Annotated in this window: 20 protein-coding genes; 9 read left to right on the top strand and 11 right to left on the bottom strand. The window is 67.2% G+C overall.

Going from position 1 to position 20,796, the window contains the following annotated elements:
• Positions 1 to 35 precede the first annotated feature (35 nt).
• Both dnaJ and AC1RP5_RS02990 read left to right on the top strand, forming a co-directional pair.
• Positions 36 to 1,145, top strand: a complete 1,110-nt coding sequence (gene dnaJ / locus AC1RP5_RS02995; protein WP_493109089.1) for a molecular chaperone DnaJ — start codon at positions 36 to 38, stop codon at positions 1,143 to 1,145.
• Positions 1,142 to 1,912, top strand: a complete 771-nt coding sequence (locus tag AC1RP5_RS02990) for a bestrophin-like domain (RefSeq protein WP_493109088.1) — start codon at positions 1,142 to 1,144, stop codon at positions 1,910 to 1,912. Before dnaJ ends, AC1RP5_RS02990 begins: the two co-directional genes overlap by 4 nt.
• A gap of 6 nt (positions 1,913 to 1,918) precedes the next feature.
• Here AC1RP5_RS02990 and AC1RP5_RS02985 read toward each other — a convergent pair whose 3' ends face one another.
• The 7 genes from AC1RP5_RS02985 to AC1RP5_RS02955 form a co-directional block, all read right to left on the bottom strand.
• Positions 1,919 to 2,638, bottom strand: a complete 720-nt coding sequence (locus tag AC1RP5_RS02985) for an SDR family NAD(P)-dependent oxidoreductase (RefSeq protein WP_493109087.1) — start codon at positions 2,636 to 2,638, stop codon at positions 1,919 to 1,921.
• A gap of 73 nt (positions 2,639 to 2,711) precedes the next feature.
• Complete coding sequence (locus tag AC1RP5_RS02980; RefSeq protein ID WP_493109086.1) at positions 2,712 to 5,675, bottom strand: ATP-binding protein; 2,964 nt, start codon at positions 5,673 to 5,675, stop codon at positions 2,712 to 2,714.
• Positions 5,676 to 5,804: 129 nt separating this feature from the next.
• Complete coding sequence (locus tag AC1RP5_RS02975; protein ID WP_493109085.1) at positions 5,805 to 6,776, bottom strand: ABC transporter ATP-binding protein; 972 nt, start codon at positions 6,774 to 6,776, stop codon at positions 5,805 to 5,807.
• Positions 6,773 to 7,807 (bottom strand): ABC transporter ATP-binding protein, encoded by a 1,035-nt coding sequence (locus AC1RP5_RS02970; protein ID WP_493109084.1) that lies wholly within the window; start codon positions 7,805 to 7,807, stop codon positions 6,773 to 6,775. Before AC1RP5_RS02970 ends, AC1RP5_RS02975 begins: the two co-directional genes overlap by 4 nt.
• Position 7,808: 1 nt before the next feature.
• Entirely contained in the window at positions 7,809 to 8,717 is a 909-nt protein-coding gene (locus AC1RP5_RS02965) for an ABC transporter permease (RefSeq protein WP_493109083.1), read from the bottom strand.
• Between the two features lie 4 nt (positions 8,718 to 8,721).
• Positions 8,722 to 9,675 (bottom strand): ABC transporter permease, encoded by a 954-nt coding sequence (locus AC1RP5_RS02960; RefSeq protein ID WP_493109082.1) that lies wholly within the window; start codon positions 9,673 to 9,675, stop codon positions 8,722 to 8,724.
• A gap of 31 nt (positions 9,676 to 9,706) precedes the next feature.
• Positions 9,707 to 11,311 (bottom strand): ABC transporter substrate-binding protein, encoded by a 1,605-nt coding sequence (locus tag AC1RP5_RS02955; protein WP_493109081.1) that lies wholly within the window; start codon positions 11,309 to 11,311, stop codon positions 9,707 to 9,709.
• 149 nt (positions 11,312 to 11,460) lie between these two features.
• On the opposite strand from AC1RP5_RS02955, the gene AC1RP5_RS02950 reads away from it, so the two are divergent.
• The 3 genes from AC1RP5_RS02950 to AC1RP5_RS02940 are packed head-to-tail and all read left to right on the top strand — an operon-like array spanning position 11,461 to position 14,671.
• Complete coding sequence (locus tag AC1RP5_RS02950; RefSeq protein WP_493109079.1) at positions 11,461 to 11,655, top strand: hypothetical protein; 195 nt, start codon at positions 11,461 to 11,463, stop codon at positions 11,653 to 11,655.
• Positions 11,656 to 11,664: 9 nt separating this feature from the next.
• Entirely contained in the window at positions 11,665 to 13,062 is a 1,398-nt protein-coding gene (locus AC1RP5_RS02945; RefSeq protein ID WP_493109078.1) for an amidase, read from the top strand.
• A gap of 13 nt (positions 13,063 to 13,075) precedes the next feature.
• Entirely contained in the window at positions 13,076 to 14,671 is a 1,596-nt protein-coding gene (locus tag AC1RP5_RS02940; protein ID WP_493109077.1) for an ABC transporter substrate-binding protein, read from the top strand.
• Positions 14,672 to 14,768: 97 nt separating this feature from the next.
• On the opposite strand, the gene AC1RP5_RS02935 is transcribed toward AC1RP5_RS02940, so the two are convergent.
• Positions 14,769 to 15,488 carry a haloacid dehalogenase type II gene (locus tag AC1RP5_RS02935; protein WP_493109076.1) on the bottom strand — a complete coding sequence of 240 codons (720 nt, stop codon included), beginning with the start codon at positions 15,486 to 15,488 and terminating at the stop codon, positions 14,769 to 14,771.
• Between the two features lie 37 nt (positions 15,489 to 15,525).
• Here AC1RP5_RS02935 and AC1RP5_RS02930 point away from each other — a divergent pair, with 37 nt between their 5' ends.
• Both AC1RP5_RS02930 and AC1RP5_RS02925 read left to right on the top strand, forming a co-directional pair.
• A complete protein-coding gene (locus AC1RP5_RS02930) occupies positions 15,526 to 16,098 on the top strand; it encodes a DNA-3-methyladenine glycosylase I (RefSeq protein ID WP_493109075.1) in 573 nt (190 codons plus the stop codon).
• A 2-nt stretch (positions 16,099 to 16,100) separates the two neighbouring features.
• The gene (locus AC1RP5_RS02925; RefSeq protein ID WP_493109074.1) at positions 16,101 to 17,561 is read left to right on the top strand and encodes a M81 family metallopeptidase; all 1,461 of its coding nucleotides are present in this window, start codon (positions 16,101 to 16,103) and stop codon (positions 17,559 to 17,561) included.
• Here the strand turns inward: AC1RP5_RS02925 and AC1RP5_RS02920 are convergent, their stop codons facing one another.
• Positions 17,562 to 17,831, bottom strand: coding sequence for a DUF3303 domain-containing protein (locus AC1RP5_RS02920; protein ID WP_493109073.1), 270 nt, complete (start codon positions 17,829 to 17,831; stop codon positions 17,562 to 17,564).
• A 57-nt stretch (positions 17,832 to 17,888) separates the two neighbouring features.
• On the opposite strand from AC1RP5_RS02920, the gene dapB reads away from it, so the two are divergent.
• Positions 17,889 to 18,686 (top strand): 4-hydroxy-tetrahydrodipicolinate reductase, encoded by a 798-nt coding sequence (gene dapB, locus AC1RP5_RS02915; RefSeq protein WP_493109072.1) that lies wholly within the window; start codon positions 17,889 to 17,891, stop codon positions 18,684 to 18,686.
• Positions 18,687 to 18,704: 18 nt separating this feature from the next.
• Here the strand turns inward: dapB and AC1RP5_RS02910 are convergent, their stop codons facing one another.
• Complete coding sequence (locus AC1RP5_RS02910) at positions 18,705 to 19,193, bottom strand: DUF2244 domain-containing protein (protein WP_493109071.1); 489 nt, start codon at positions 19,191 to 19,193, stop codon at positions 18,705 to 18,707.
• Between the two features lie 14 nt (positions 19,194 to 19,207).
• On the opposite strand from AC1RP5_RS02910, the gene nth reads away from it, so the two are divergent.
• Positions 19,208 to 19,855, top strand: a complete 648-nt coding sequence (gene nth / locus AC1RP5_RS02905; protein WP_493109070.1) for an endonuclease III — start codon at positions 19,208 to 19,210, stop codon at positions 19,853 to 19,855.
• Here nth and AC1RP5_RS02900 read toward each other — a convergent pair.
• A complete protein-coding gene (locus AC1RP5_RS02900) occupies positions 19,830 to 20,768 on the bottom strand; it encodes a LysR family transcriptional regulator (protein WP_493109069.1) in 939 nt (312 codons plus the stop codon). The two genes, nth and AC1RP5_RS02900, sit on opposite strands and share 26 nt — an antisense overlap.
• Positions 20,769 to 20,796: the final 28 nt, after the last annotated feature.

The raw sequence follows: 20,796 nt of genomic DNA, 5'->3' as shown, positions 1-20,796 counted from the left end.
CCTGTAAGGGGCGAGCGGGGGCTGCGTAGAGCGTTATGGCGCAAGACTTTTACGAGCTGCTTGGGGTGAGTCGCACGACCAGTGCCGACGACATCAAGAAGGCGTACCGCAAGCTCGCCATGCAATTCCATCCGGACCGCAACGACGGCGACGCCGAGGCGGAACGGAAGTTCAAGGAAATCAACCACGCCTACGACATCCTGAAGGATCCGGAGAAGCGTGCCGCCTACGACCGTTACGGCGCGGCCGCCTTCGAGGGTGGCGCGGGTCCCGGCGGTCCGGGCGCCCAGGGCTTCGATTTCGGCTCGGTGTTCGGCGACATCTTCGAGGAGATGTTCGGCGGCCAGCGCGGGCGCGGCGGACGCGCCGACATGCGCGGCCAGGACCTGCGCTTCAATCTCGAGATCACGCTGGAGCAGGCTTACGGCGGCACCGAAGCCACGGTGCGCGTGCCCAGTTCCGTTTCCTGCGAAGTCTGCCACGGCAGCGGCGCCGAAGCCGGCTCCAAGCCGCAGCAGTGCCCGACCTGCCAGGGCCGCGGCCGCATCCGCGCGCAGCAGGGCTTCTTCACCGTCGAGCGCGCCTGCCACACCTGCCATGGCGCGGGCCAGGTGATCGACAAGCCGTGCAAGAACTGCGCGGGCCAGGGCCGCGTGCGTCGCGAGAAGACGCTCAAGGTCAACATCCCGGCCGGCGTCGAGGACGGCACGCGCATTCGCCTGAGCGGCGAGGGCGAAGCCGGCGCGCGCGGCGGACCCGCGGGCGACCTCTACGTCTTCCTGTCGGTGCGCCGCCACCAGCTGTTCGAGCGCGAGGGCGCCGACGTGCATTGCCGCGTGCCGATCTCGATGGTGCAGGCCACGCTCGGCGGCAGCATCGAAGTGCCGACGCTCGACGGCAAGATGGCCCGCATCAACATCCCGGCCGGCGCCCAGGGCGGACACCAGTTCCGCATGCGCGCCAAGGGCATGCCGATCGTGCGCTCCAGCCAGCGCGGCGACATGTACATCGAGATCAACGTCGAGACGCCGACCAATCTCACGTCCAAGCAGAAGGAACTGCTCAAGGAGTTCGAGAAGGCCGGCAAGACCAGCCCCGAATCCGAGGGCTTCTTCAGCAAGGTGAAGGAAATGTTCGGCGGATGAGCCAGCTGGGGCTGGGCATCGGCTGGCAGCTTGCGCTGGCGATTGCCGTCCCGGTCCTGCTGGCGATCATCATCCTGACGGCCGAAGCACGCGGCCCGCTCGCCGCGCCGATCCAGTCCTGCAAGGGCATCGTCACGCCCTACTTCAACGCCGTCGCCATTCTCTTCAGCCTGTATGCCGCCCTGCTCGCCAGCGACGCCTGGGAAAAGGACGTCCACGCCCGCCGCCTCGTCAGCGACGAGGCCAACGCCGCCCGCCTCATTGCCCACACGGCGAACGCCATGGACGTCGAGACGGCCGTGGTGCCGAAGCTCCGGGCCTATCTAGAAGCATCCGGCAGCGAGATGAATCGCGGGACGATGATCGCCGCGGCCCGCGCCCGGACGGAACAGGCATTCGCCGAGCTGGTGGCCTCGATCGTACGAGAGCCGCGTCTCGACGCTTCGTCACGCGCGATCCTGGTCGGCGAGGCCCGCGACATGATGAAGGCGCGTGACGACCGGGCGCATCTCGCCGACGACGGCACCTTGCCGCTCAAGCGGCTCGCCATGGTGCTCTTCGGCGCGCTGACGCAGGTCGCGATCATGCTCGTCCATGTCGGCGGTCCGCGCCGGGCGATGCGGGTTGCCGTGGGCCTGTTCACGGTCGCCTTCAGCGTGTGCCTGGCCTTCGCGGCGATCTTCGATTCGCCGTTCCAGAACTTCATCCCGCACGAGCCCCAGGCATCGCTGGGCAGCGTGCTGAACACGCTCAAGCCGACCCCGTAGCGCCCTTCATTGGGCCAGGTAGCCACCGTCGATCACCAGCTCGGTGCCGGTCACGAAGCTCGCCTCGTCGGAGGCCAGGAACAGGCAGCCATAGGCGACCTCGATCGGCTTTCCGCCGCGCTTCATCGGCGTCGCGGCGATGACGGCGGCGTTGAGATCCGCCGCCTGCGCCTGGGTAAGCGGCGTGTCGATGAAACCGGGATGCACCGAGTTGACGCGAATTCCGTCGGCCACATAGGTCATCGCCGCGTTCTTGGTCATGTTGCGGACCGCGCCCTTGGTCGCGTGATAGGCATGGGCTCCCGCGACCGCGGCGCAGCCCCAGATCGACGAGATGTTGACGATGGAGCCGCCCTTGCGACCGCGCATCGAGCGCACCGCCTCGCGCATGCCGAGGAACACGCCGGTCTGGTCGACGGCGATCATCTTCATCCAGTCCTTCATGTCGAGCGCGTCCAGCGGCTCGTAGGCGATGATGCCGGCATTGTTGATCAGGATGTCGAGAGGACCGTGCTTGCCGACGACGGCATCGACGACGGCCTTCCACTCCGCCTCGCTGGTGACGTCGAGGCGCATCTCCTCGATCCCGCTGGAATAGGCCTGCCCCGGCGAGACAATGTCGCTCGCCACGACGGTCGCGCCTTCCTTGACGAAGAGTTCGACGACGGCGCGGCCGATGCCGTTCGCCGCACCGGTGACCAGCGCCACTTTCCCGTGAAGTCTCATCCCGCGATCCTTTCCCTTATGGGCATCGCGCAGGGATGCGCCGGCGACCGGGCGTATGGCGAGTTAATCGCAGTTAATGGGCAGCGAGGCGGTCAAGCAGCGCCCGCGTCGTGACGATTTCCCGGCCGCGCTCTTCTTCCGGGAACTTGGCGCAGGTGCGGCCCAGGACCTCGACGGCCGCCTCCCGGCGCCCGTCGGCCGCCAGCACCTTCGCCAGATCACGCGCCGCGCGCAGTTCGAAGGCCAGCGTGCCCAGTTCATCGGCATCCGCGATGGCGTCCGCGAAACTGGCCCGTGCGGCCGCGCCATCGCCCTTCGCCGCCTGGATCAGGCCTCGGAGGCGCAGGATCTCCGGCCGGCACCAGCATTCCCGATATCGGTCGAGCCGCGCCGAAGCGTCGTCGATCCGCGCCTGCGCTTCCGCGAGCAGACCTTCCGCGAGGAGCGCTTCGGCGAGCATGGCAAGATACATCGGCGCGCGGGTGACGAACCGCGTCGCCAGCAGCTCGTCGAGGCTCTCGCTCATCTCCGGGATCGCCGCCCGCTCGCCCCGTGCATGACGCAGTGACGCCTCGAAGAAGCGCGTGAGCCGGTGCCAGATCGAGTTGTTACGGAAGTGGAGGTTCCGCCGCAGCGCCACGATGGCCTCACCGGCGCGGTCGAGATCCCCCGTCCACAGCGCCAGGGGCACGCCCGCAAACGCGAGCGCGTTGGAGTGCGAGACGTGGCCGACCGCGCGCGCGGCATCGACCGATTCCGTCGTGGCCGAGAGCGCGGAGTCGGCGCGGCCGCGCAGCCAGCGCGTGAAGGCCAGCGAGCTTCGGATGATGCAGTACCGGTCGATCGAGAAGCGCGTGACGCGCGCCTGCTTCTCGACGCGGTTGAAGCGCCGCGCGAGTTGCTCCAGCAGCTCTTCGCCCTCGCGCACGTCACCGACATAGACGCGCGCCAGCGCCATCAGGCGTTGCCCGTCGGGAAGCACCGACCAGTCCTGCGCCCGCTCGGCAATCGATTCGAATTCGAGCAGATGGCCGATCGCCTCGCGCGATCTTCCCGTGAAGGTCTCGTAGATCGCCACCGCCCACAGCACGCGCAGCTCGTACTCGGTGTCGCCGGCTTCGCGGGCCAGGCGCAGGCAGTCGAGCCATGGCGCGGCGGTGGCGGGGAGCTGCGGCTCCGACCAGGTCAGCGTCCAGGCATGCCGCCACGCCAGCTTCGCCTTCAGCCTGACGTCGCAGGCGGGGAGGCCGTCGGCGACCTGCAGCGCTTCCCGGACCCTCGCACCACATTCATCCGCCGAACCCAGTGCCTCCCACAGCGGGATTGCGGCGGCGGCGAGCCGGACGCCGATCAGGCCGTCGCCGTTCGCACCGAACGCCCAGACGATGGCGCGCCGCAGATCGTCCACCCTCGGCCCGTAAAGCGCGATCCAGTCATCGGCCACCCGCCAGCGCCATTCGTCCTCGGCGCGCTCCAGGACCGACAGGATGTGGCTGGCGTGCGAGACACTCGCCCGGTCCCGCTCGCCCTCCGCATCGAGCCGCGTCAGCGCATAGCTGCGGCTGCTTTCGAGCAGCCGGTAGCGGCGCGCGCCCTGCGACACGCCCGCCATCACGAACGACTTGGCGACCAGGCTTTCGAGACCGACGACGACATCGGCTGTATCGAGTCCCTCCGGACCCAGGATCGCGATGACGTCATCCAGCGCGAAGTCGCGCGCAAAGACCGCCGCGAACCGCAGGATGCGCCCCTCGGTCTCGGAGAGCAGCCGATAGCTCCAGTCGAGCGTGGCCGTGAGAGTCCGCTGGCGCGCCGGCCCTTCCATATCCTCCCGTCCCAGCAGCTCGAAACGCTGCTGCAGCCGCTGCAGCAGCCCGGCCGGACCATCTGCGCCGAGTTGCGTCGCGGCGAGTTCGAGGGCGAGCGGGATGCCGTCCAGTTGGCTGCAGATCGTCGCCACGGACATGGCGTCGTCGTCCTGCAGCGTGAAGACGGTGCGTTCGTCGGCGCGCGCGACGAACAGCGCGACGGCGGGATAGGCCAGCGCCTCGGCGGCAGAGACCTGCCCGGCGAGGCCGGGACACGCCAGCGGCGCCAGCCGATAGACATGTTCGGTGCGGGCGCGCAGCGGTTCGCGGCTGGTCGCAAGAAGGGCCGCGCGTCCGAGATCGGCCGCGAGATATTCGGCGGCGGCCGCCACCGCGGTCGACAGGTGCTCGCAATTGTCGAGGATCAGCAGCCGCGGCGTCGCCCGAAGGTGATCGCCGATGGCGCCGAGCCGGTCGTTGAGATCGACACGCACGCCCAGGGCGCCGGCGATGGCATGCACCACGAGCTGGGAGTCGTCGATCGAGGAGAGGTCGACGAAGCAGGGAGCCGCGTCGTAGCGATCGGAGAGTCGTTCCGCCGCCGCGAGAGCGACCGTCGTCTTGCCCACGCCGCCGGCACCGACGACCGTGACGAGAGGATGCTGCGAGATCGCCTGGGCCAGCGATGCGATCTCCTCGTCGCGACCGATGATCCCGGCGCGCGGCAAGGGAGCGCTCGCGCGCGCCTTCGGCCAGCGCCGCGCCGACGCGCGGGCACGCCCCTCGACCGTTACCGTCTGGGTGAAGCAGTAGCCCCGGCCGGGAACGTTCAGGATGCAGCGCGGATCGACCGACGCGGCGCGCAGCACCCGGCGCAACGCCGCGACATGGACCTTGAGGTTGCTTTCATGGACGAACGTGTCGGGCCACACATAGGCTTCGAGTTCGGCCTTGGTGACGAGTTCGCCGGCGCGCTGAACCAGCAGCGTGAGGATATCGAGCGCGCGTCCGCCGATCCGCACGGGCTTGCCCGCCAGCAGAAGGACCTGCAGATCGGGCTGGAGGCAGAAGTCGCCGAATACGTAGGACCGTTCGGCCGGCCGCTGTGGCCACGCCGCGGGTTCGGGACGCGCCGGCGCTTCGGCGACCTTCTCGCCTGCCGAAGTCCCGTCGCGGCCCCGATCCACCGAGGGCCGGCGACGGACGCGCGCGTCTTCCCTGCCGGGCATCTGTTTCCGTCATTGCTGCTGGCAGCGCTTCGCGAAGCGCCGCCTCACGATTGTGTGGTGAAGGACGTTACAGTTCAACTGCGCCCCCGCGACCAAGGCCGCGGGGCCGATGACCGGATTTGTCCCGTTCTACGCCGCGAGCACGCAGCGCACCGCGTGCGCGGCCTCGACGTCGCGCAGCGACGGGATTGCCGTGGTGCAATCGGGGCGCACGAACTTGCAGCGCGGCGCGAAGCTGCAGCCGGCCGGGACCTGCGCGAGATCGGGCGGCGCGCCCGGAATCGATTCGAGGCGCTGGCCGCGCATGCCGTCATGCACCGTCGAGGCGAGCAGGCCGCGGCTGTAGGGGTGCTGCGGCGCGTCGACCATGCGTTCGACCGGCGCCATCTCCACGAGCTTGCCGGCATACATGACGCCGATCCGGTCGGAGACTTCGACGGCCACGCCGATATCGTGGGTGACGAAGATGACGCCGAGGTTGAATTCGCGCTGCAGCTCGCGAATGAGCAGCAGCACCTGGATCTGCACCGTGGCATCGAGCGCCGTGGTGGGCTCGTCGGCCAGCAGCAGGGTCGGATTGCAGGACAGCGCGAGCGCGATCATCGCGCGCTGGCGCATGCCGCCCGACATTTCATGCGGATAGGCTTTCAGGCGCGTCGCCGGCGAGGGAATGCGCACCATCTCCAGCAGGTCCTTGGCGCGCTTCCATGCCTCGGTCTCGCTCTTGCCGGTGTGCCGGCGCACCGTCTCGGCGATCTGCTGGCCGATGGTGAAAACCGGATCGAAGGCCGTCGCCGGCTCCTGGAAGATCATCGAGACGCGCTGGCCGCGCAGGTCGGACAGCGCCTTGGGTCCCATCTCGAGGACCTCGTCGCCCTGCAGCTTGATGCTGCCGGACCAGCGCGTGCGATGCTCTGGATGCAGCCGCAGGATCGAACGGAGCGTGACGCTCTTGCCCGAGCCCGATTCGCCCAGGATGCCCAGCGTCTCGCCGCGCGCGAGGTCGAAGCTGACGCCGTTGACGGCATGCACCGTGCGGTCGGGCGTCACGAAGGTGACGTGGAGGTCGCGAACCTCCAGGAGGTTGGTCTTGTCGGTCATGCCGCCACCGCCTTGGAATGTCCCGAGCCGGCCACGCGCATGTGACAGGCGACGGCCTGTGCACCGGCATCGGCCAGCAGCGGTTCCGCGCGGGCGCAGACGTCTTCGGCGAACGGGCAGCGCGTGCGGAAACGGCAGCCCGAGGGCGGGTCGATGGGGTTGGGCGGATCGCCCTGGATCGGCGCTTCCTTGGTCCGCTTGCGCGGGTCCATCGACGGTCGCGCCGAAAGCAGCGCGCGCGTGTAGGGATGCTGCGGATTGCCGTAGATCGCGTCGACCGGCCCGATCTCGACGATCTTGCCTAGATACATGACCAGCACGCGGTCGCTGAGGTACTGCACGACGTTGAGATCGTGGCTGATGAAGACGTAGGTGAGGTCGAGCTCGCTCTTGAGATCGACCAGCATGTTCAGCACCTGCGCCTCGACCGACTTGTCGAGCGCCGACACCGCCTCGTCGAGGATGATCAGTCGCGGCCGGAGCGCGAGCGCACGGGCGATGTTCACCCTCTGGCGCTGGCCGCCCGACAGTTCGTGCGGATAGCGCGTGGCGTAGCTCGCCGGGTCGAGGCCGACCTTGCTCAGAAGATCGCGGACGCGCTCGCGGGCTTCCGCCGCCGGCAGGCCGTGCGCGCGCGGGGCGAAGGCCAAGGTCTCGGCGATGGTGAGGCGCGGATTGAGCGAGGCGTAGGAATCCTGGAACACCATCTGCACCTGACGGCGCAGCTCGTTCACCGTGATGCCGTGCGGCTCGTCGACCGGATCGCCGTCGAGCACCATCGTGCCCTTGTCCGGCTTGATGAGGCGGATCAGCAGACGCGCCACCGTGGACTTGCCGCAGCCCGACTCGCCCACCACGCCCAGGGTCTCGCCCTTGGCGACGGAGAGGGTGAGATCGTCGACGGCGCGGACGACCTTGGTGGTACGGCCGAGCAGGCCGCCCGCAATCGGGAAATGCTTGCGCAGGCCGGTGGCGAGCAACAGCGGCTGGGCCGGGCCGCCGCGATCCTGGATCGGAAGCAGCGTGTCCATGTCAGGCCTTCACATCCATGGCCGCGCGCAGGCCATCGCTCATCAGGTTGAAGCAGATCGAGGTGATGAAGATCATCACGCCGGGCAGCGCCGCGAGGATCGGGTTGACGTAGATCGCCTGACGCAGCGTGTTCAGCATCAGACCCCATTCCGGCTCCGGTGGCTTGACGCCGAGACCGAGGAAGCTGAGGCCGGCGGCGAGAATGATCGCCACGCTGATCAGCGACGTCGCATAGACCAGGATGGGCCCCAGCACGTTGCCCAGCACGTGGACGCGCACGATGGTGAAGGCCGAGGCGCCGCTTGCCTTGGCCGCATCCACGAAGTCGAAGCCGCGCACCTGGGTGGTGACGCTCTCCGAGACGCGGCAGATCGGCGGGATGAACACCAGGGTGAGCGACAGCAGCGTGTTCTCGGTGCCCGCGCCCATCGCGCCCGACAGCGAGATCGCCAGCAGGACCGACGGGAAGGCGTAGAACACGTCCATGACGCGCATGATGGCCATGTTGGTCTTGCCGCCGACGAAACCCGCCAGGATGCCGAGGCTGCCGCCGATCAGCAGGGCGCAGACGACCGGCGTCACGCCCATGAACAGCGACAGCCGGCCGCCATAGATCAGGCGGGCGAACATGTCGCGTCCCAGCTCGTCGGTGCCCAGCCAGTGGTTGGGCGATCCCAGCGGATAGAGACGGCGGATCATCGACGTCTTGTAGGGATCCGCCAGATAGAGGTACGGAGCGGCGATCGAGGCCAGCACCAGCAGGATCAGGATCGCCGCGCAGATCAGCGTGACGGGATCGCGGCGCAGGCGGCGGCCGACCGATTGCCAGTAGCCGCGGCCGGCGGCAGTAGGCTTCGGCGCCATCAGGACGGCGCCGCCGACGTCGAGCGAAGGACTTTGGAGGGCCATGGGTTCAGCCTCGCTTGATGCGCGGATCGACCATCGTCTGGATGATGTCCACGGTCAGGTTGAGCAGCATGAAGAAACCGGCCAGCACCAGGGTCGTGCCCTGCAGGATCGGCAGGTCGCGGCGGAAGATGGCGCTGTTCAGCAGGAAGCCAGTGCCCGGCCAGGCGAACACCGTCTCGATCAGGATCGAGCCACCGATCAGGTTGCCGGCCTGCAGGCCCATGACGGCCAGGCAGGTCGGCGCGGCGTTCTTCAGCACGTGGAAGAGGATCCGGCTGTCGCGCATGCCCTTGGCCTGCAACGCCGTCACGAATTCCATGCTGAGCGTTTCCTTCACGGTGGAGCGCACCGTGCGGGTGACGACACCGAGCGGGATCACGGAGAGCGCGATGGTCGGCAGCACCATGTGGGCGAGATGCGCGCGATCGAACTTCCAGCCGGTCGAGTTCTCCGGTCCGATGCCCATGGGCGGCAGCGCGCCCAGTTCCACCGCGAAGATGATGACCAGCACGATCGCCAGCCAGAAATGCGGGATGCTGACGCCGATCAGCGAGATCATCGTCACCAGCCGGTCGACGATGCGCGACTTCGCGTAGGCCGCCGCGGTGCCCAGGATCACCGCCAGGGTGAAGGCGAAGATCGTGGCGGCGATGGCCAGGATGATCGTGTTGCCGAAGGCGCTGCCGACCTCGCTCGCCACCGACCGGCCGGTGCCGATGGACGTGCCAAGATCGCCCGTCAGCGTCACGCCGAGCCAGCGCAGGTACTGCACCGGCAGCGGCTTGTCGAAGCCGTAGTACTCCTTGAGCTTGTCGACGACTTCCTTCGGCGCGTCCGGCGGCACGATCGCCGAGATCGGATCGCCCGGCGCCAGGTGCACCAGCGCGAAGACGAGCAGCGACACGCCGAAGGCGACGGGGACCAGGTAGATCAGGCGGCGTAGGGCGTAGAGGAGCATTGCGGCCCGCCTCTCTCTTCTTTGCTGGAAGCTATTTGATTTCGATCGGCGTCAGGTCCTGGAACCAGCTCTGCGCCTGCACGAAGCCCTTCACCTTGGGGCTCATGGCGCGCGGATTGAGATCGTGCGCGATCCAGACCCAATAGGCCTGGTCGACGATGTAGCTGTGCACGTCGGACAGGGCCTTGGTCTGCTCGGCCTTGTCGAAGCTCGTGTGCGCCTTGTTGATCATGGCGTCGAGCTTCTCGTCCTTCAGGATGCCCCAGTTGGCGCCGACCGGCGGCACGAAGTTGCTGTTCATCAGGCGCGTGAAGGCCGAGTAGGGATCGACCGTGGCGCGGCTGATGTTGATGCCGTTCACGCCCGCCTTCTTGGCGTTGTCGCCGGTCACCGGCTGGAAGGCGAAGGTCACCAGCGCGTTCCATTCCATGACCTCGAACGAGGCGTCGAAGCCCACGGCGTTGAGGTTCTCCTGAACGTACTCGTTCATCGGCAGCGGCAGCATCTGGCCCGAGCCCGAGGTCGAGATCGCGATCTTGATCTTGGGCTTCTTGGTCGCGCTGTAGCCCGCTTCGGCCAGCAGCTTCTTGGCTTCAGCCGGATCGTACTTGATGTCGAAGGCGGGTGAGCCGAACCACGGATGGCCCGGATAGACATGGCCCTTGGACTCGATCATCAGGCCGCCCAGCAGCTTGGCGATGCCGGCGCGATCGATGGCGAGGTTGGCGGCCTTGCGGACGCGGATGTCGGTCCACGGCGAGCCTTCGACCATGCTGGGCTGATAGGCCCAGTTGTGCGGATACTTGTTGGTGACGATGGACATGCCGCCCTGCTTGAGGCGCGGGATGGCGTCGGGCGCGGGCACCTCGATCCAGTCGACCTGGCCCGCCAGAAGTGCGGCCGTGCGGGTCGCGGCCTCCGGCATCGGGAACAGGATGACCTTGTCGACCTTCGGCACGCGCGCCTTTTCCCAGTAGTCGGCGTTGCGCGAGAGTTCCATGCGCTCGCGCGGCACGACGCGGTCGACCTTGAACGGGCCGGTGCCCGACGGGTTCAGCGCGACCTTGTTCCAGTCCTTGCCCTGCTTCTCCCAGTTGGCCGGGCTCGAATAGAAGACGTAGGACATGTCGTAGGGGAACAGGGAGTTCACGATCCGGGTCGTGAGCTCGACCGTGTTCTTGTCGATCTTCTTGTAGCCGACCAGGGTCGGGATACGGGCACGCACCTGGGCGAGCTGCTTGCTGTCGAACTGGGGCGACTTGTCGTTCAGCACCTTGTCGAGGTTCCAGATCACCGCGTCGGCATCGAAGTCCGAGCCGTCGTGGAATTTGACGCCCTCGCGCAGCTTGAAGATCCACTTGGTGGGCTCGCCCTCGACCGGCGCCCAGGACAGAGCAAGACCGGGCCGGATGTCGGCGATCGTGTCGGCCTTCGACAGGTCCCAGTTCACGAGCGCGTCATAGATCGTGTAGCCGGCGAAACGATAACCCTCGAACCCTTGATCGGGCTGGCCCGTCGTCAGGGGAATGTCGGCGGCTGTCATGCCGATGCGCAGAGTGCCCTGCGAGAAGGCAGGCATCGCAGTCGCTGCGAAAAGACCGACACCGGCGACGGCAATGCGAAGGCGCTTGAACATTCAGGGCTCCCAAGTTCGGCGATCCCGTCGACAACCCCAACGGGAGACGCTCGCCCCTCCCGCCATGCAAGTGCCAAGCCAACGCAACATGGGCACGCTACGAACCACGCGGCATGTCGATTGCATGCTTGTCGCAGCGGAGGGAATTCATGACATCGTCGATCAAGGCGCCAACGCTCGAGGAGTTTCGGGCACGCGCCGCGCTGACCGGTCTCACCTTGACCGAGGAAGACATCGGGCACCTGCACAAGGGTTATGTCGGCCTGCTGGGCCTGATGGAGAGGATTCCGTCGCGCTGGGCGTGGGCCGCCGAACCGCCGCAAGTCTTCCGGGCCGACGAGTAGGCCCATCCCATGACCGATCTGACCACACTGAGCATCGCCGAAGCCGGCCGCCTGATGGCGCGCGGCGAACTCACCTCGACGAAGCTCACCGAAGCCTTCCTGACCCGCATTGCCGCCGTCGATCGCGGCCTCTCGAGTTACGTCCTCGTCACCGCCGACGTCGCGCTGAACGCCGCGCGACAGGCCGACATGGAAATGAGCGGCGGCCTGCGGCGCGGGCCGATGCACGGCATCCCGATCGGGCTGAAGGACATCTACGAAACGGCCGGCATCAAGACGACCGGCCATTCGCATCTAAAAATCGACTATGTGCCGGCGATCGACGCCGAGACAGTGCGACGCCTGAAGGCTGGCGGCGCGGTGATCCTGGGCAAGCTCGGCACGCACGAGTTCGCCAACGGCGCGATGACGCCGGACCAGCCGTTTCCGCCGGTGCGCAATCCGTGGAACACCGCGTTCCAGCCCGGCGGCTCGTCGAGCGGTTCGGGTGCCGCGATCGCGGCGGCGCTCTGCATGGGCGCCATGGGCTCCGACACCGGCGGCTCGATCCGCAATCCGGCGGGCTACTGCGCCACCGCCGGCATCAAGCCGACATACGGTCTGGTTAGCCGCTGCGGCGTCTTCCCGCTGTCGTTCAGCCTCGACACCGCCGGACCCATGGCGTGGACGACCGAGGACTGCGCGCTGATGCTCGACGTGCTGGCGGGCCACGATCCCAATGACCAGGGCTCCGCCAAGACGGAAAAGGTCGATTACGGAGCGGCGGCACAGCGCCCGATCAAGGGCATGCGCATTGCCCTGGCGCGGAGCTGGTACGAAGGCCCCGACGGCAAGCTGTCGGAAGACATGGAAGAGGGCATGGAAGAGGCCGTGCGCGTGATGCGCGACCTCGGCGCCATCGTCGAGGAAGTGACCTTCCCCGACATCCGCGACTATCATATCTGCGGTCGCGTCATCATCACGACCGAGGCGCACGCCATCCATCGGCGCGACGTGATCGAGCGGCCGGAGAAGTTCGGCTACACGACGCGGCGGCGCTTCCAGCTCGGCGCCTTCCTGTCGGCCGAGCAGTACATCTCGGCGCTGCGTTTCCGCCGCAAGCTGCAGCAGGACACGCGCGAGGTGATGCGCGGCTACGACCTCGTGATGACGGCCAACCAGTGGGGCGCGCCGGAAGTCTTCGAGGAGCCGGCGCCGATCTTCCACTTCCTCGGCAAGCCCTCGCTCAGCATGCCGTTCAACGTCACCGGCCAACCGGCCGCCGCCGTGTGCTGCGGCTTCGGCTCGGACGGCATGCCGCTCGCCTTCCAGCTCGCCGGCAAGCCGTTCGACGAGGCCAGCGTCCTCGCCGCCGGCGCCGCCTACGAACGCGCCACGCCGTGGCGTTCGCACCGACCGAAACTCTGACAGGAGTCCTACAATGAGCGTGACCCGTCGTTCCTTCATTGCCGCCGGCGCACTGGCAACGTTGCCGATCCCTGCTTTCGCGCAGGAGAAAGTCGTGCGCTTCGGCATCTCGATGGCCGACGTGCCGCTCACCACGGGACAGCCCGATCGCGGCGCCGGTGCCTACAAGTTCACCGGCTACACGCTCTACGATCCGCTGGTTGCCTGGGAGATGGACATCTCCGACAAGCCCGGCAAGCTGATCCCGGGCCTCGCCACCGAGTGGAAGGTCAACGACACCGACAAGACGCTGTGGACCTTCAAGCTGCGCGACGGCGTGAAGTTTCATGACGGCTCGGCCTTCAACGCCGACGCCGTGATCTGGAACTTCGACAAGGTGTTCGACACCAAGTCCCCGCAGTTCGACCAGCGCCAGGCCTCGCAGGTCCGGCCGCGCCTGCCGTCGGTCGCGAGCTACAGGAAGATCGACGACATGACGGTCGAGGTGAAGACCAAGGTCGTCGACGCGCTGTTCCCCTACCAGATGCTCTGGTTCCTGGTGTCGAGCCCGGCGCAGTTCGAAAAGCTCGGCAAGGACTGGAACAAGTTCGCGTCGGAGCCGTCGGGCACCGGCCCGTTCAAGCTGGCCCGCCTGGTGCCGCGTGAGCGCGCCGAACTGGTCAAGAACGAGGCGTACTGGAACCCCAAGCGCATTCCCAAGGCCGACCGCATGATCCTCGTGGTCGCGCCCGAGGGTGCCACGCGCACCGCGGCGCTGCTTTCAGGCCAGGTCGACCTGATCGAGACGCCGACGCCCGACACGGTCGACCGCCTGACCAAGTCCGGCATGAAGATCGTGCAGAACGTGACGCCACACGTCTGGAACTATCATCCCTCGATGCTGCCGGGCTCGCCCTGGACCGACATCCGCCTGCGCAAGGCCGCCAACCTCGCCATCGACCGCAACGCCATCGTGCAACTGCTGGGCGGCCTCGCGACACCGGCCTTCGGACAGGTCGACAAGTCGAGCCCGTGGTTCGGCAAGCCCTCCTTCGAGATCAAGTTCGCGCCCGACGATGCGCGCAAGCTGATGAGCGACGCGGGCTTCAGCAAGGCCCAGCCGCTCAAGACCAAGTTCGTGGTGGCCTCGGGCGGCAGTGGCCAGATGCTGTCGCTGCCGATGAACGAGGCGATCCAGCAGATGTTCAAGGACATCTACATCGACCTCGAATTCAAGGTCGTCGAGCTCGAGGCGCTCTACACGGCGTGGCGCGCCGGCGCCAAGGCCGAGATGAACAAGGACGTCACCGCCAACAACATCGCCTACGTGACGTCGGACCCGCTCTACGCCTTCACGCGCTTCTTCGCCTCGAACCAGGCCGCGCCCGTCGGCGTGAACTGGAGCAACTATGCCAGCCCCGAGGTCGACAAGCTGATCGACCAGGCACTGGCCGAGTTCGATTCGGCCAAGCAGGACGCGATCATGGCCAAGGTGCACGAGAAGGTGGTCGACGACGCCGTGCTGATCTGGGTCGTCCACGACACCAATCCGCACGCGCTGTCGCCCAAGATCAAGTCGTACATCCAGGCCCAGCACTGGTTCCAGGACCTGACGACGATCGGGGTTTAGCTCATGTCCTCCTGAGCGCAGCGAAGGATCTCACGCCCGCGACAGCACCTCTGTTGCGGGCCCTAGGTCCTTCGCCTTCGGCTCAGGACGACAGTCGTTAGCACCCCAGCTTCTTCGCGAGATCGATCATCGAGGTACCCACCGCGTTCCACTCGCCCTCGGCCTTGAGATCGCGGGTCTGGCCGGGGCCGTGTTCGCCGGGGCGCAGGACGAAGCCGGTCGACAGGCCGCACTTCTGCGCCGCCGCCAGGTCGTTGTTGTGCGCCGCGACCAGCATCACCTGCTCGGGCTTGAGGTACATGCTGTCGACCACGCCGAGATAGGATTCGGGGTCGGGCTTGTAGTGATGGAAGGTCTCGCCCGAGAAGCAGTGATCCCAGGGAATGCCACCGTTCTTGGCCATGTTGATCAGCAGCGCGACATTGCCGTTGCTCATGGTGGCCACGACATACTTCTTCTTCATCATGCCGATGCCTTCGACCGAATCCGGCCAGGGGCGCAGCTTGTGCCAGAGATGCGTGAACTCCCACGCGCCTTCCTCGCCGGGATGGTTCAGGCCGCGCTTCTTCAGCAGCATCTCGAAGGCTTCCTTGTGCAGGTCGTCGATGCGCGTCCAGGGAATCTCCTTCTTGCGCACCCGCGTCATCTGCGGCTGGTAGAGGCCGCGCCAGTCGTCGGCGAAGCTCGTCCAGTCGGTGTCGATGCCGTACTTCTTGCCGAGCGCGGGCAGGTCGGCGATCAGGCTGCCGCGCCAGTCGACGACGGTGCCGAATACATCGAAAATGCAGACCTTCAGATTGGCGGGAACGTTGGACATTGGGTAGCTTCCTCACATGGTTTGGAAGCACGATAGAGTGAGCGGCGCGGACGGCAAGCCAAGATGCGGCTGGGTTTCCGACGATCCGCTTTACCAGAAGTACCACGACACGGAATGGGGCCGGCCGATCCGCGACGATCGCGCTTTGTTCGAGCTTTTAACGCTCGAAGGCTGCCAGGCCGGCCTCTCGTGGATCACCGTGCTGCGCAAGCGCGAGCACTACCGCAAGGTCTATGACGGATTCGATCCGGAGAAGATCGCGCGGTATCGCCCTGCGAAGCTGGAGAAGCTGCTGCTCGATCCCGGCATCATCCGCCACAAAGGCAAGATCGCAGCGAGTGTGAGCAACGCCCAGGCCTATCTTGCCCTGAAGGAGCGCGACGGCTCCTTCGCGAAGTTCCTGTGGAGCTTCGTCGGCGGCAAGCCGAAGAAGAACCGGCCGAAGGATCTGAAAGCCGTGCCGGCACGCACGCCCGAGAGCGACGCGATGTCGAAGGCTTTGCAAAAGGCCGGCTTCAAGTTCGTCGGCTCCACCATCTGTTATGCCTTCATGCAAGCCTCGGGCATGGTCGACGACCATGTCGTGGGCTGCCATTGCGCCAAGGAGTGATCGTGACCAAGCGTGTGTTCATCGCGGCCCTCGGGACCGAGACCAACCAGTTCGTGCCCTTTCCGACAGGGCTGCGCGGCTACCAGGAGCACGGCATCTGGCGCGGCGACGCGACGAAGGCCGAGCCGACCAACTTCACCGCGCCGATGCATGTCTGGCGCAAGAGGGCTGAGGAACGCGGCTGGACCGTGATCGAGGGCCTCGCGACCTTCGCCGCGCCCTCGGGCACGACCGTGCGCAAGGTCTATGAGGATTTCCGCGACGAGGTCCTCGAAGGCGTGAAGGCCGCGCTGCCGCTCGACGCCGTGCTGATCAACGTGCACGGCGCGATGGTGGCCGACGGCTACGACGATTGCGAAGGCGATCTCCTCGCCAGGGTCCGCGCCATCGTCGGCCCGAAGGTGGCGATCGGCGCCGAGTTCGACCTGCACTGTCATTTGAGCGCCCTGATGCTCGACAGCGCCGACGTGCTGGTCGGCTACAAGGAGTATCCGCACACCGACACGATGGAGCGCGCGGCCGAGCTGTTCGACATCATCGCCGACACGGTCGACGGCAAGGTGAAGCCGGTGATGGCCCGCTTCGACTGCCGCATGATCGCGCAGTACCGCACCTCCGTGCCGCCGATCAGCGAGTTCGTGACGCGCATGAAGTCGCTCGAAGGCAAGGACGGCATCCTCTCGGTCTCGCTGAGCCACGGCTTCTCCTTCGCCGACGTGGAAGATGTCGGCACGCGCACGCTGGTGGTGGCCGATGGCGATATGGGCAAGGCCGAGGCGCTGGCCAAGCAGCTCGCGGCCGAGCTGTGGGACAATCGCGACCGCTATGCCACCAAGTACCTGACCGTCGAGGAGGCGATGGACCGCGCCGCCTCGCACAATCAGGGCCCGCTGGTGCTGGCCGACCGCGCCGACAATCCAGGCTCCGGCGCCCCCGGCGATTCGACCTTCGTGCTGAAGGCGCTGATCGAGCGCCAGATCGGGCCGGCACTGTTCGGCGTGATGTGGGACCCGATGGCCTTCCAGATCGCCGAGGAAGCGGGCGAGGGCGCGCGCATCCGCATGCGGCTCGGCGGCAAGTCGGGCACGGTGAGCGGCGAGCCGGTCGATCTCGACGTCACGGTGAAGAAGATCGCCCGCAACGTCTATCAGCCCTACGGGCCGGTGATGTCGCCGCTCGGCGACATGGCGCTGCTGTCATCGGAGCATGTCGACGTCGCGATCTGCACGCGCCGCAACCAGACCTTCCACGCCGACGCCTTCCGCGCCGTCGGCGCCGATCCCGCCGACTACCGCGTCGTCATCGTGAAGTCGGCGCAGCATTTCTATAATGGCTTCGTCGGCGTGGCGAAGGAGATCCTCTACGTCGCCACGCCTGGTGCAGCCGACCCCGACGTCACGCGCTGGCCCTACACCAAGCGCAAGACGCCGTTCTGGCCGAAGGTCGCGAATCCCTGGAAGTAGCTACAGGAGCGGTTCCAGCGCCTCGCGCGTCGTCTTGCCTTCGACGACGGGCACGACCTCGAACTCGACGACTTCCTGCCAGTCGGCGATCCAGCGCTGGAAGGTGGTGATGTCGTCGGCGCGCATGAGCTGGAAGCAGCGGCCGAGATCGGCGGTGACGTAGCTCGCGACGAACTCGAGCCCGTCGGGCAGGCCGCGGCCCTTCTGAAGCTTGCGGTAGACGGCCTTGCCGTCCTGGTTCTTGAACTTCTCGACGACCATGAAGAGCATGTGTCCCCCTTGCTTTCTGTCCGTTAATCTATGCCAGTCAATGAAAAGAGGAACGAGATGAAGATCGCCGTCGTCGGCGCCTCCGGGCGCATGGGCCAGATGCTGGTTCGACAGATCGCCCGCACCGAGGGCGTGTCGCTGGTTGCCGCCAGCGAGATCCCGGGTGCCAAGGCGCTGGGTAAGGATGCGGGCGAGGTCGCGGGGCTCGAGGCCAACGGCGTGCTGATCGGCGACGACAGTGCCGCCGCCATCGCCGCCGCCCAGTGCGTGATCGACTTCACCGTGCCGGAAGCCACCGTCGCGCATGCCAAGGTCGCCGGCGACAAGGGCGTCGCCATGGTGATCGGCACGACCGGCCTCGATCCCATCCAGACCAAGCTGATCCACGATGCGGCCAGGAAGGTGCCGATCATGTGGGCGGCCAACATGGCGCTGGGCGTCAACGTGCTGCTGGCGCTGGTCGAGAAGACCGCCGCGATGCTCGACCCCGCCTACGACATCGAGGTGCTGGAGATGCACCATCGTCACAAGATCGACGCGCCCTCCGGCACGGCGCTGGCGCTCGGCCGCGCCGCCGCGGCGGGCCGCAAGGTCCAGCTCGAGGAAGTCTGGCGCAAGAGCCGCGACGGCCATACCGGCGCGCGGCCGACCGGCGAGATCGGCTTCGCGACCTTGCGCGGCGGCGAAGAAGTGGGCGTGCACACGGTCTACTTCGCGGCGGCCGGCGAGCGGCTCGAACTCAACCACCGCTCCTTCAGCCGCGAGACCTATGCGGCGGGCGCGGTGAAGTCGGCCAAGTGGCTGGAAGGCAAGAAGCCCGGCCTGTACGGCATGAAGGACGTGCTGGGGCTCTGAGCCCGAACCGGCGACGCGCTACTCGTCCCAGGCGTGGTCGTAACGCGGCGCGCGCATCTCGGCGATCGCGGCCTTGAGCCGGTCGGCGACCCTCAAGCGTTCCTCTGGGCCGAGGAAGCGGCCGATCACGGCGCGGTTGCCGCGCGAGGTCACGACCAGACGCTCTTCCGTGGCCTCGACCTTCAGCCAGTAGGCGTCGAGCCGGTGTTCCTCGCGCTCGCCGTCGGGCGCGACGCGGACCACGACCAGTTCGCGGTCGGTCAGCAGCAGGGTCTCGCTGCGCCGCGCGTCGAGGTAGCTGCGCTTGAACAGCCACCACAAGAGGAAGACGTCGAGGCCCATGAAGCCGAAGACCGGCCAGGCGCCCATGAGGAACAGGGGCAGGCCGATCACGACGTTGGCGGCGACGGCGCCGAGCATGACGAAGCGAAAGCCCTCCGCAGACAGGCTGCGGTGCGGCGACAGCGAGGTGGCGAAATGAACCGCCGGAAGGGGCGCTTCGGTCATGGTATGAAGCTTATATGGCCCTGATGAAGACCGCCGTCATCCCCGAGTTCTTTGCACGCCTCAAGAAGGCAATGCCAGAGCCGGAGACGGAACTCGAATATGACAATGTCTACCAGCTCCTGGTGGCCGTCGTGCTCTCGGCGCAAGCCACCGATGTCGGGGTGAATCGCGCGACCGGGCCGCTGTTCAAGTTCGTGAAGACGCCGGCCCAGATGGTGGAACTGGGCGAGGCCAAGCTGATCGACCACATCAAGACGATCGGTCTGTTCCGCACCAAGGGCAAGAACGTGATCGCGCTCAGCCACCTGCTGCTGGAGCGGTATGGCGGCGAGGTGCCGCGCACGCACGAGGAGCTGGAAGCACTGCCGGGCGTCGGCCGCAAGACCGCCAACGTCGTGATGAACGTGGCCTATGGCGAGGCGACCATCGCCGTCGACACGCACATCTTCCGCGTCGGCAACCGCACCGGTCTCGCGCCGGGCAAGAACCCGCTGCAGGTCGAGCTGAAACTGCTGAAGCGCGTGCCGGAGGACTACAAGCTGCACGCCCATCACTGGCTGATCCTGCACGGCCGCTACACCTGCAAGGCCCGTACGCCGCTCTGTCCGGCCTGCGTCGTGAACGACCTCTGTACCTTCAAGGGGAAGACGGTCGCGGCCTAGCCTTGCGGGCGATCTTCGTCCGCTTCCGAGGCGGCGCCGAGACCTCTTCCTTCGCACCTTTGACCGCATCGGCCAGCGCCACGGCCAGACGGCCGCCGCGGCGGTCCTGACGTTCCAGCATCACGATGTTGCGGATGAGCTGCGGCTCACCGAACGGCAGGCGGGTCAGCGGAAGATCGGCGAAGACTTCGTCCGACACCGCCAGCACCGCGACGCCCAGCCCCTTCTCGACCATGCGCAGGATCACGTCCTGGCTGTCGAGCACCATCTCCTCGTGGACCTCGACCCGCATGCGCCGCAGCTCGCGGTCGATCACGCGACCCGCCCACGCCTTGCTGTCGAAGCGGATGAAGGGAAGCTCGGCCAGCAGGTCGCGGGCGCTGCGCTGGCCCTCGCCGGGCGGTGCGAACAGCCAGAAGCGGTCCTGGTAAAGCGGCGTCCAGGCGAGGCCCGCCGGATAGGGCCGTACCGGCTCGGTGGTCAGCGCCGCGTCGAGCTCGCCGGCCACGACCTTCTCCGCCAGCTCCGCCGAGAGGCCAACCGAGACGGAGACGCGGGCGCGCGGATGGGCGCGGTTGAGGGCGACCAGCGCATCGGGCAGCACGCCGGCCAGCGCGGTCTGCACGGCGCCAACCCTGAGTCTGCCCGCCAGCGAGCGTTCGTCGCCCAGCGCCCCGGCGATGTCGTCGTAGAGCGCCAGCACCTCGGCCGACCGTGCGACGACGATTCGGCCGGCCTCGGTCAGCACCGGCAAGCGGCGCGAGCGGTCGAACAGTGGCGCGCCGAACTCGTCCTCCAGCGCCTTCACCTGCAGGCTGACGGCCGATTGCGTGAGCCCGACCGCCTTGCCGGCGGCGGCGAAGGAGCCGTGGCGCGCGATGGCCTGCAGGGTACGGAGGGCGCGGATCGACATTCGGACCGATGATAATTAATCATCGATC

This window comes from Reyranella sp. GW821-FHT12G01, assembly GCF_058806575.1.
This window is presented reverse-complemented; position numbering and strand designations above follow the sequence as displayed.

Bases quoted from the DNA above. Each gene is read 5' to 3' on its own strand.
- AC1RP5_RS02950 (WP_493109079.1), top strand. From the start codon at position 11,461: ATGACATCGTCGATCAAGGCGCCAACGCTCGAGGAGTTTCGGGCACGC.
- AC1RP5_RS02985 (WP_493109087.1), bottom strand. From the start codon at position 2,638: ATGAGACTTCACGGGAAAGTGGCGCTGGTCACCGGTGCGGCGAACGGC.
- AC1RP5_RS02910 (WP_493109071.1), bottom strand. From the start codon at position 19,193: ATGACCGAAGCGCCCCTTCCGGCGGTTCATTTCGCCACCTCGCTGTCG.
- AC1RP5_RS02955 (WP_493109081.1), bottom strand. From the start codon at position 11,311: ATGTTCAAGCGCCTTCGCATTGCCGTCGCCGGTGTCGGTCTTTTCGCA.
- AC1RP5_RS02935 (WP_493109076.1), bottom strand. From the start codon at position 15,488: ATGTCCAACGTTCCCGCCAATCTGAAGGTCTGCATTTTCGATGTATTC.
- AC1RP5_RS02990 (WP_493109088.1), top strand. From the start codon at position 1,142: ATGAGCCAGCTGGGGCTGGGCATCGGCTGGCAGCTTGCGCTGGCGATT.
- AC1RP5_RS02965 (WP_493109083.1), bottom strand. From the start codon at position 8,717: ATGGCCCTCCAAAGTCCTTCGCTCGACGTCGGCGGCGCCGTCCTGATG.
- dnaJ (WP_493109089.1), top strand. From the start codon at position 36: ATGGCGCAAGACTTTTACGAGCTGCTTGGGGTGAGTCGCACGACCAGT.
- nth (WP_493109070.1), top strand. From the start codon at position 19,208: ATGGCCCTGATGAAGACCGCCGTCATCCCCGAGTTCTTTGCACGCCTC.
- AC1RP5_RS02945 (WP_493109078.1), top strand. From the start codon at position 11,665: ATGACCGATCTGACCACACTGAGCATCGCCGAAGCCGGCCGCCTGATG.
- AC1RP5_RS02970 (WP_493109084.1), bottom strand. From the start codon at position 7,807: ATGGACACGCTGCTTCCGATCCAGGATCGCGGCGGCCCGGCCCAGCCG.
- AC1RP5_RS02900 (WP_493109069.1), bottom strand. From the start codon at position 20,768: ATGTCGATCCGCGCCCTCCGTACCCTGCAGGCCATCGCGCGCCACGGC.
- AC1RP5_RS02960 (WP_493109082.1), bottom strand. From the start codon at position 9,675: ATGCTCCTCTACGCCCTACGCCGCCTGATCTACCTGGTCCCCGTCGCC.
- AC1RP5_RS02940 (WP_493109077.1), top strand. From the start codon at position 13,076: ATGAGCGTGACCCGTCGTTCCTTCATTGCCGCCGGCGCACTGGCAACG.
- AC1RP5_RS02975 (WP_493109085.1), bottom strand. From the start codon at position 6,776: ATGACCGACAAGACCAACCTCCTGGAGGTTCGCGACCTCCACGTCACC.
- AC1RP5_RS02920 (WP_493109073.1), bottom strand. From the start codon at position 17,831: ATGCTCTTCATGGTCGTCGAGAAGTTCAAGAACCAGGACGGCAAGGCC.
- dapB (WP_493109072.1), top strand. From the start codon at position 17,889: ATGAAGATCGCCGTCGTCGGCGCCTCCGGGCGCATGGGCCAGATGCTG.
- AC1RP5_RS02980 (WP_493109086.1), bottom strand. From the start codon at position 5,675: ATGCCCGGCAGGGAAGACGCGCGCGTCCGTCGCCGGCCCTCGGTGGAT.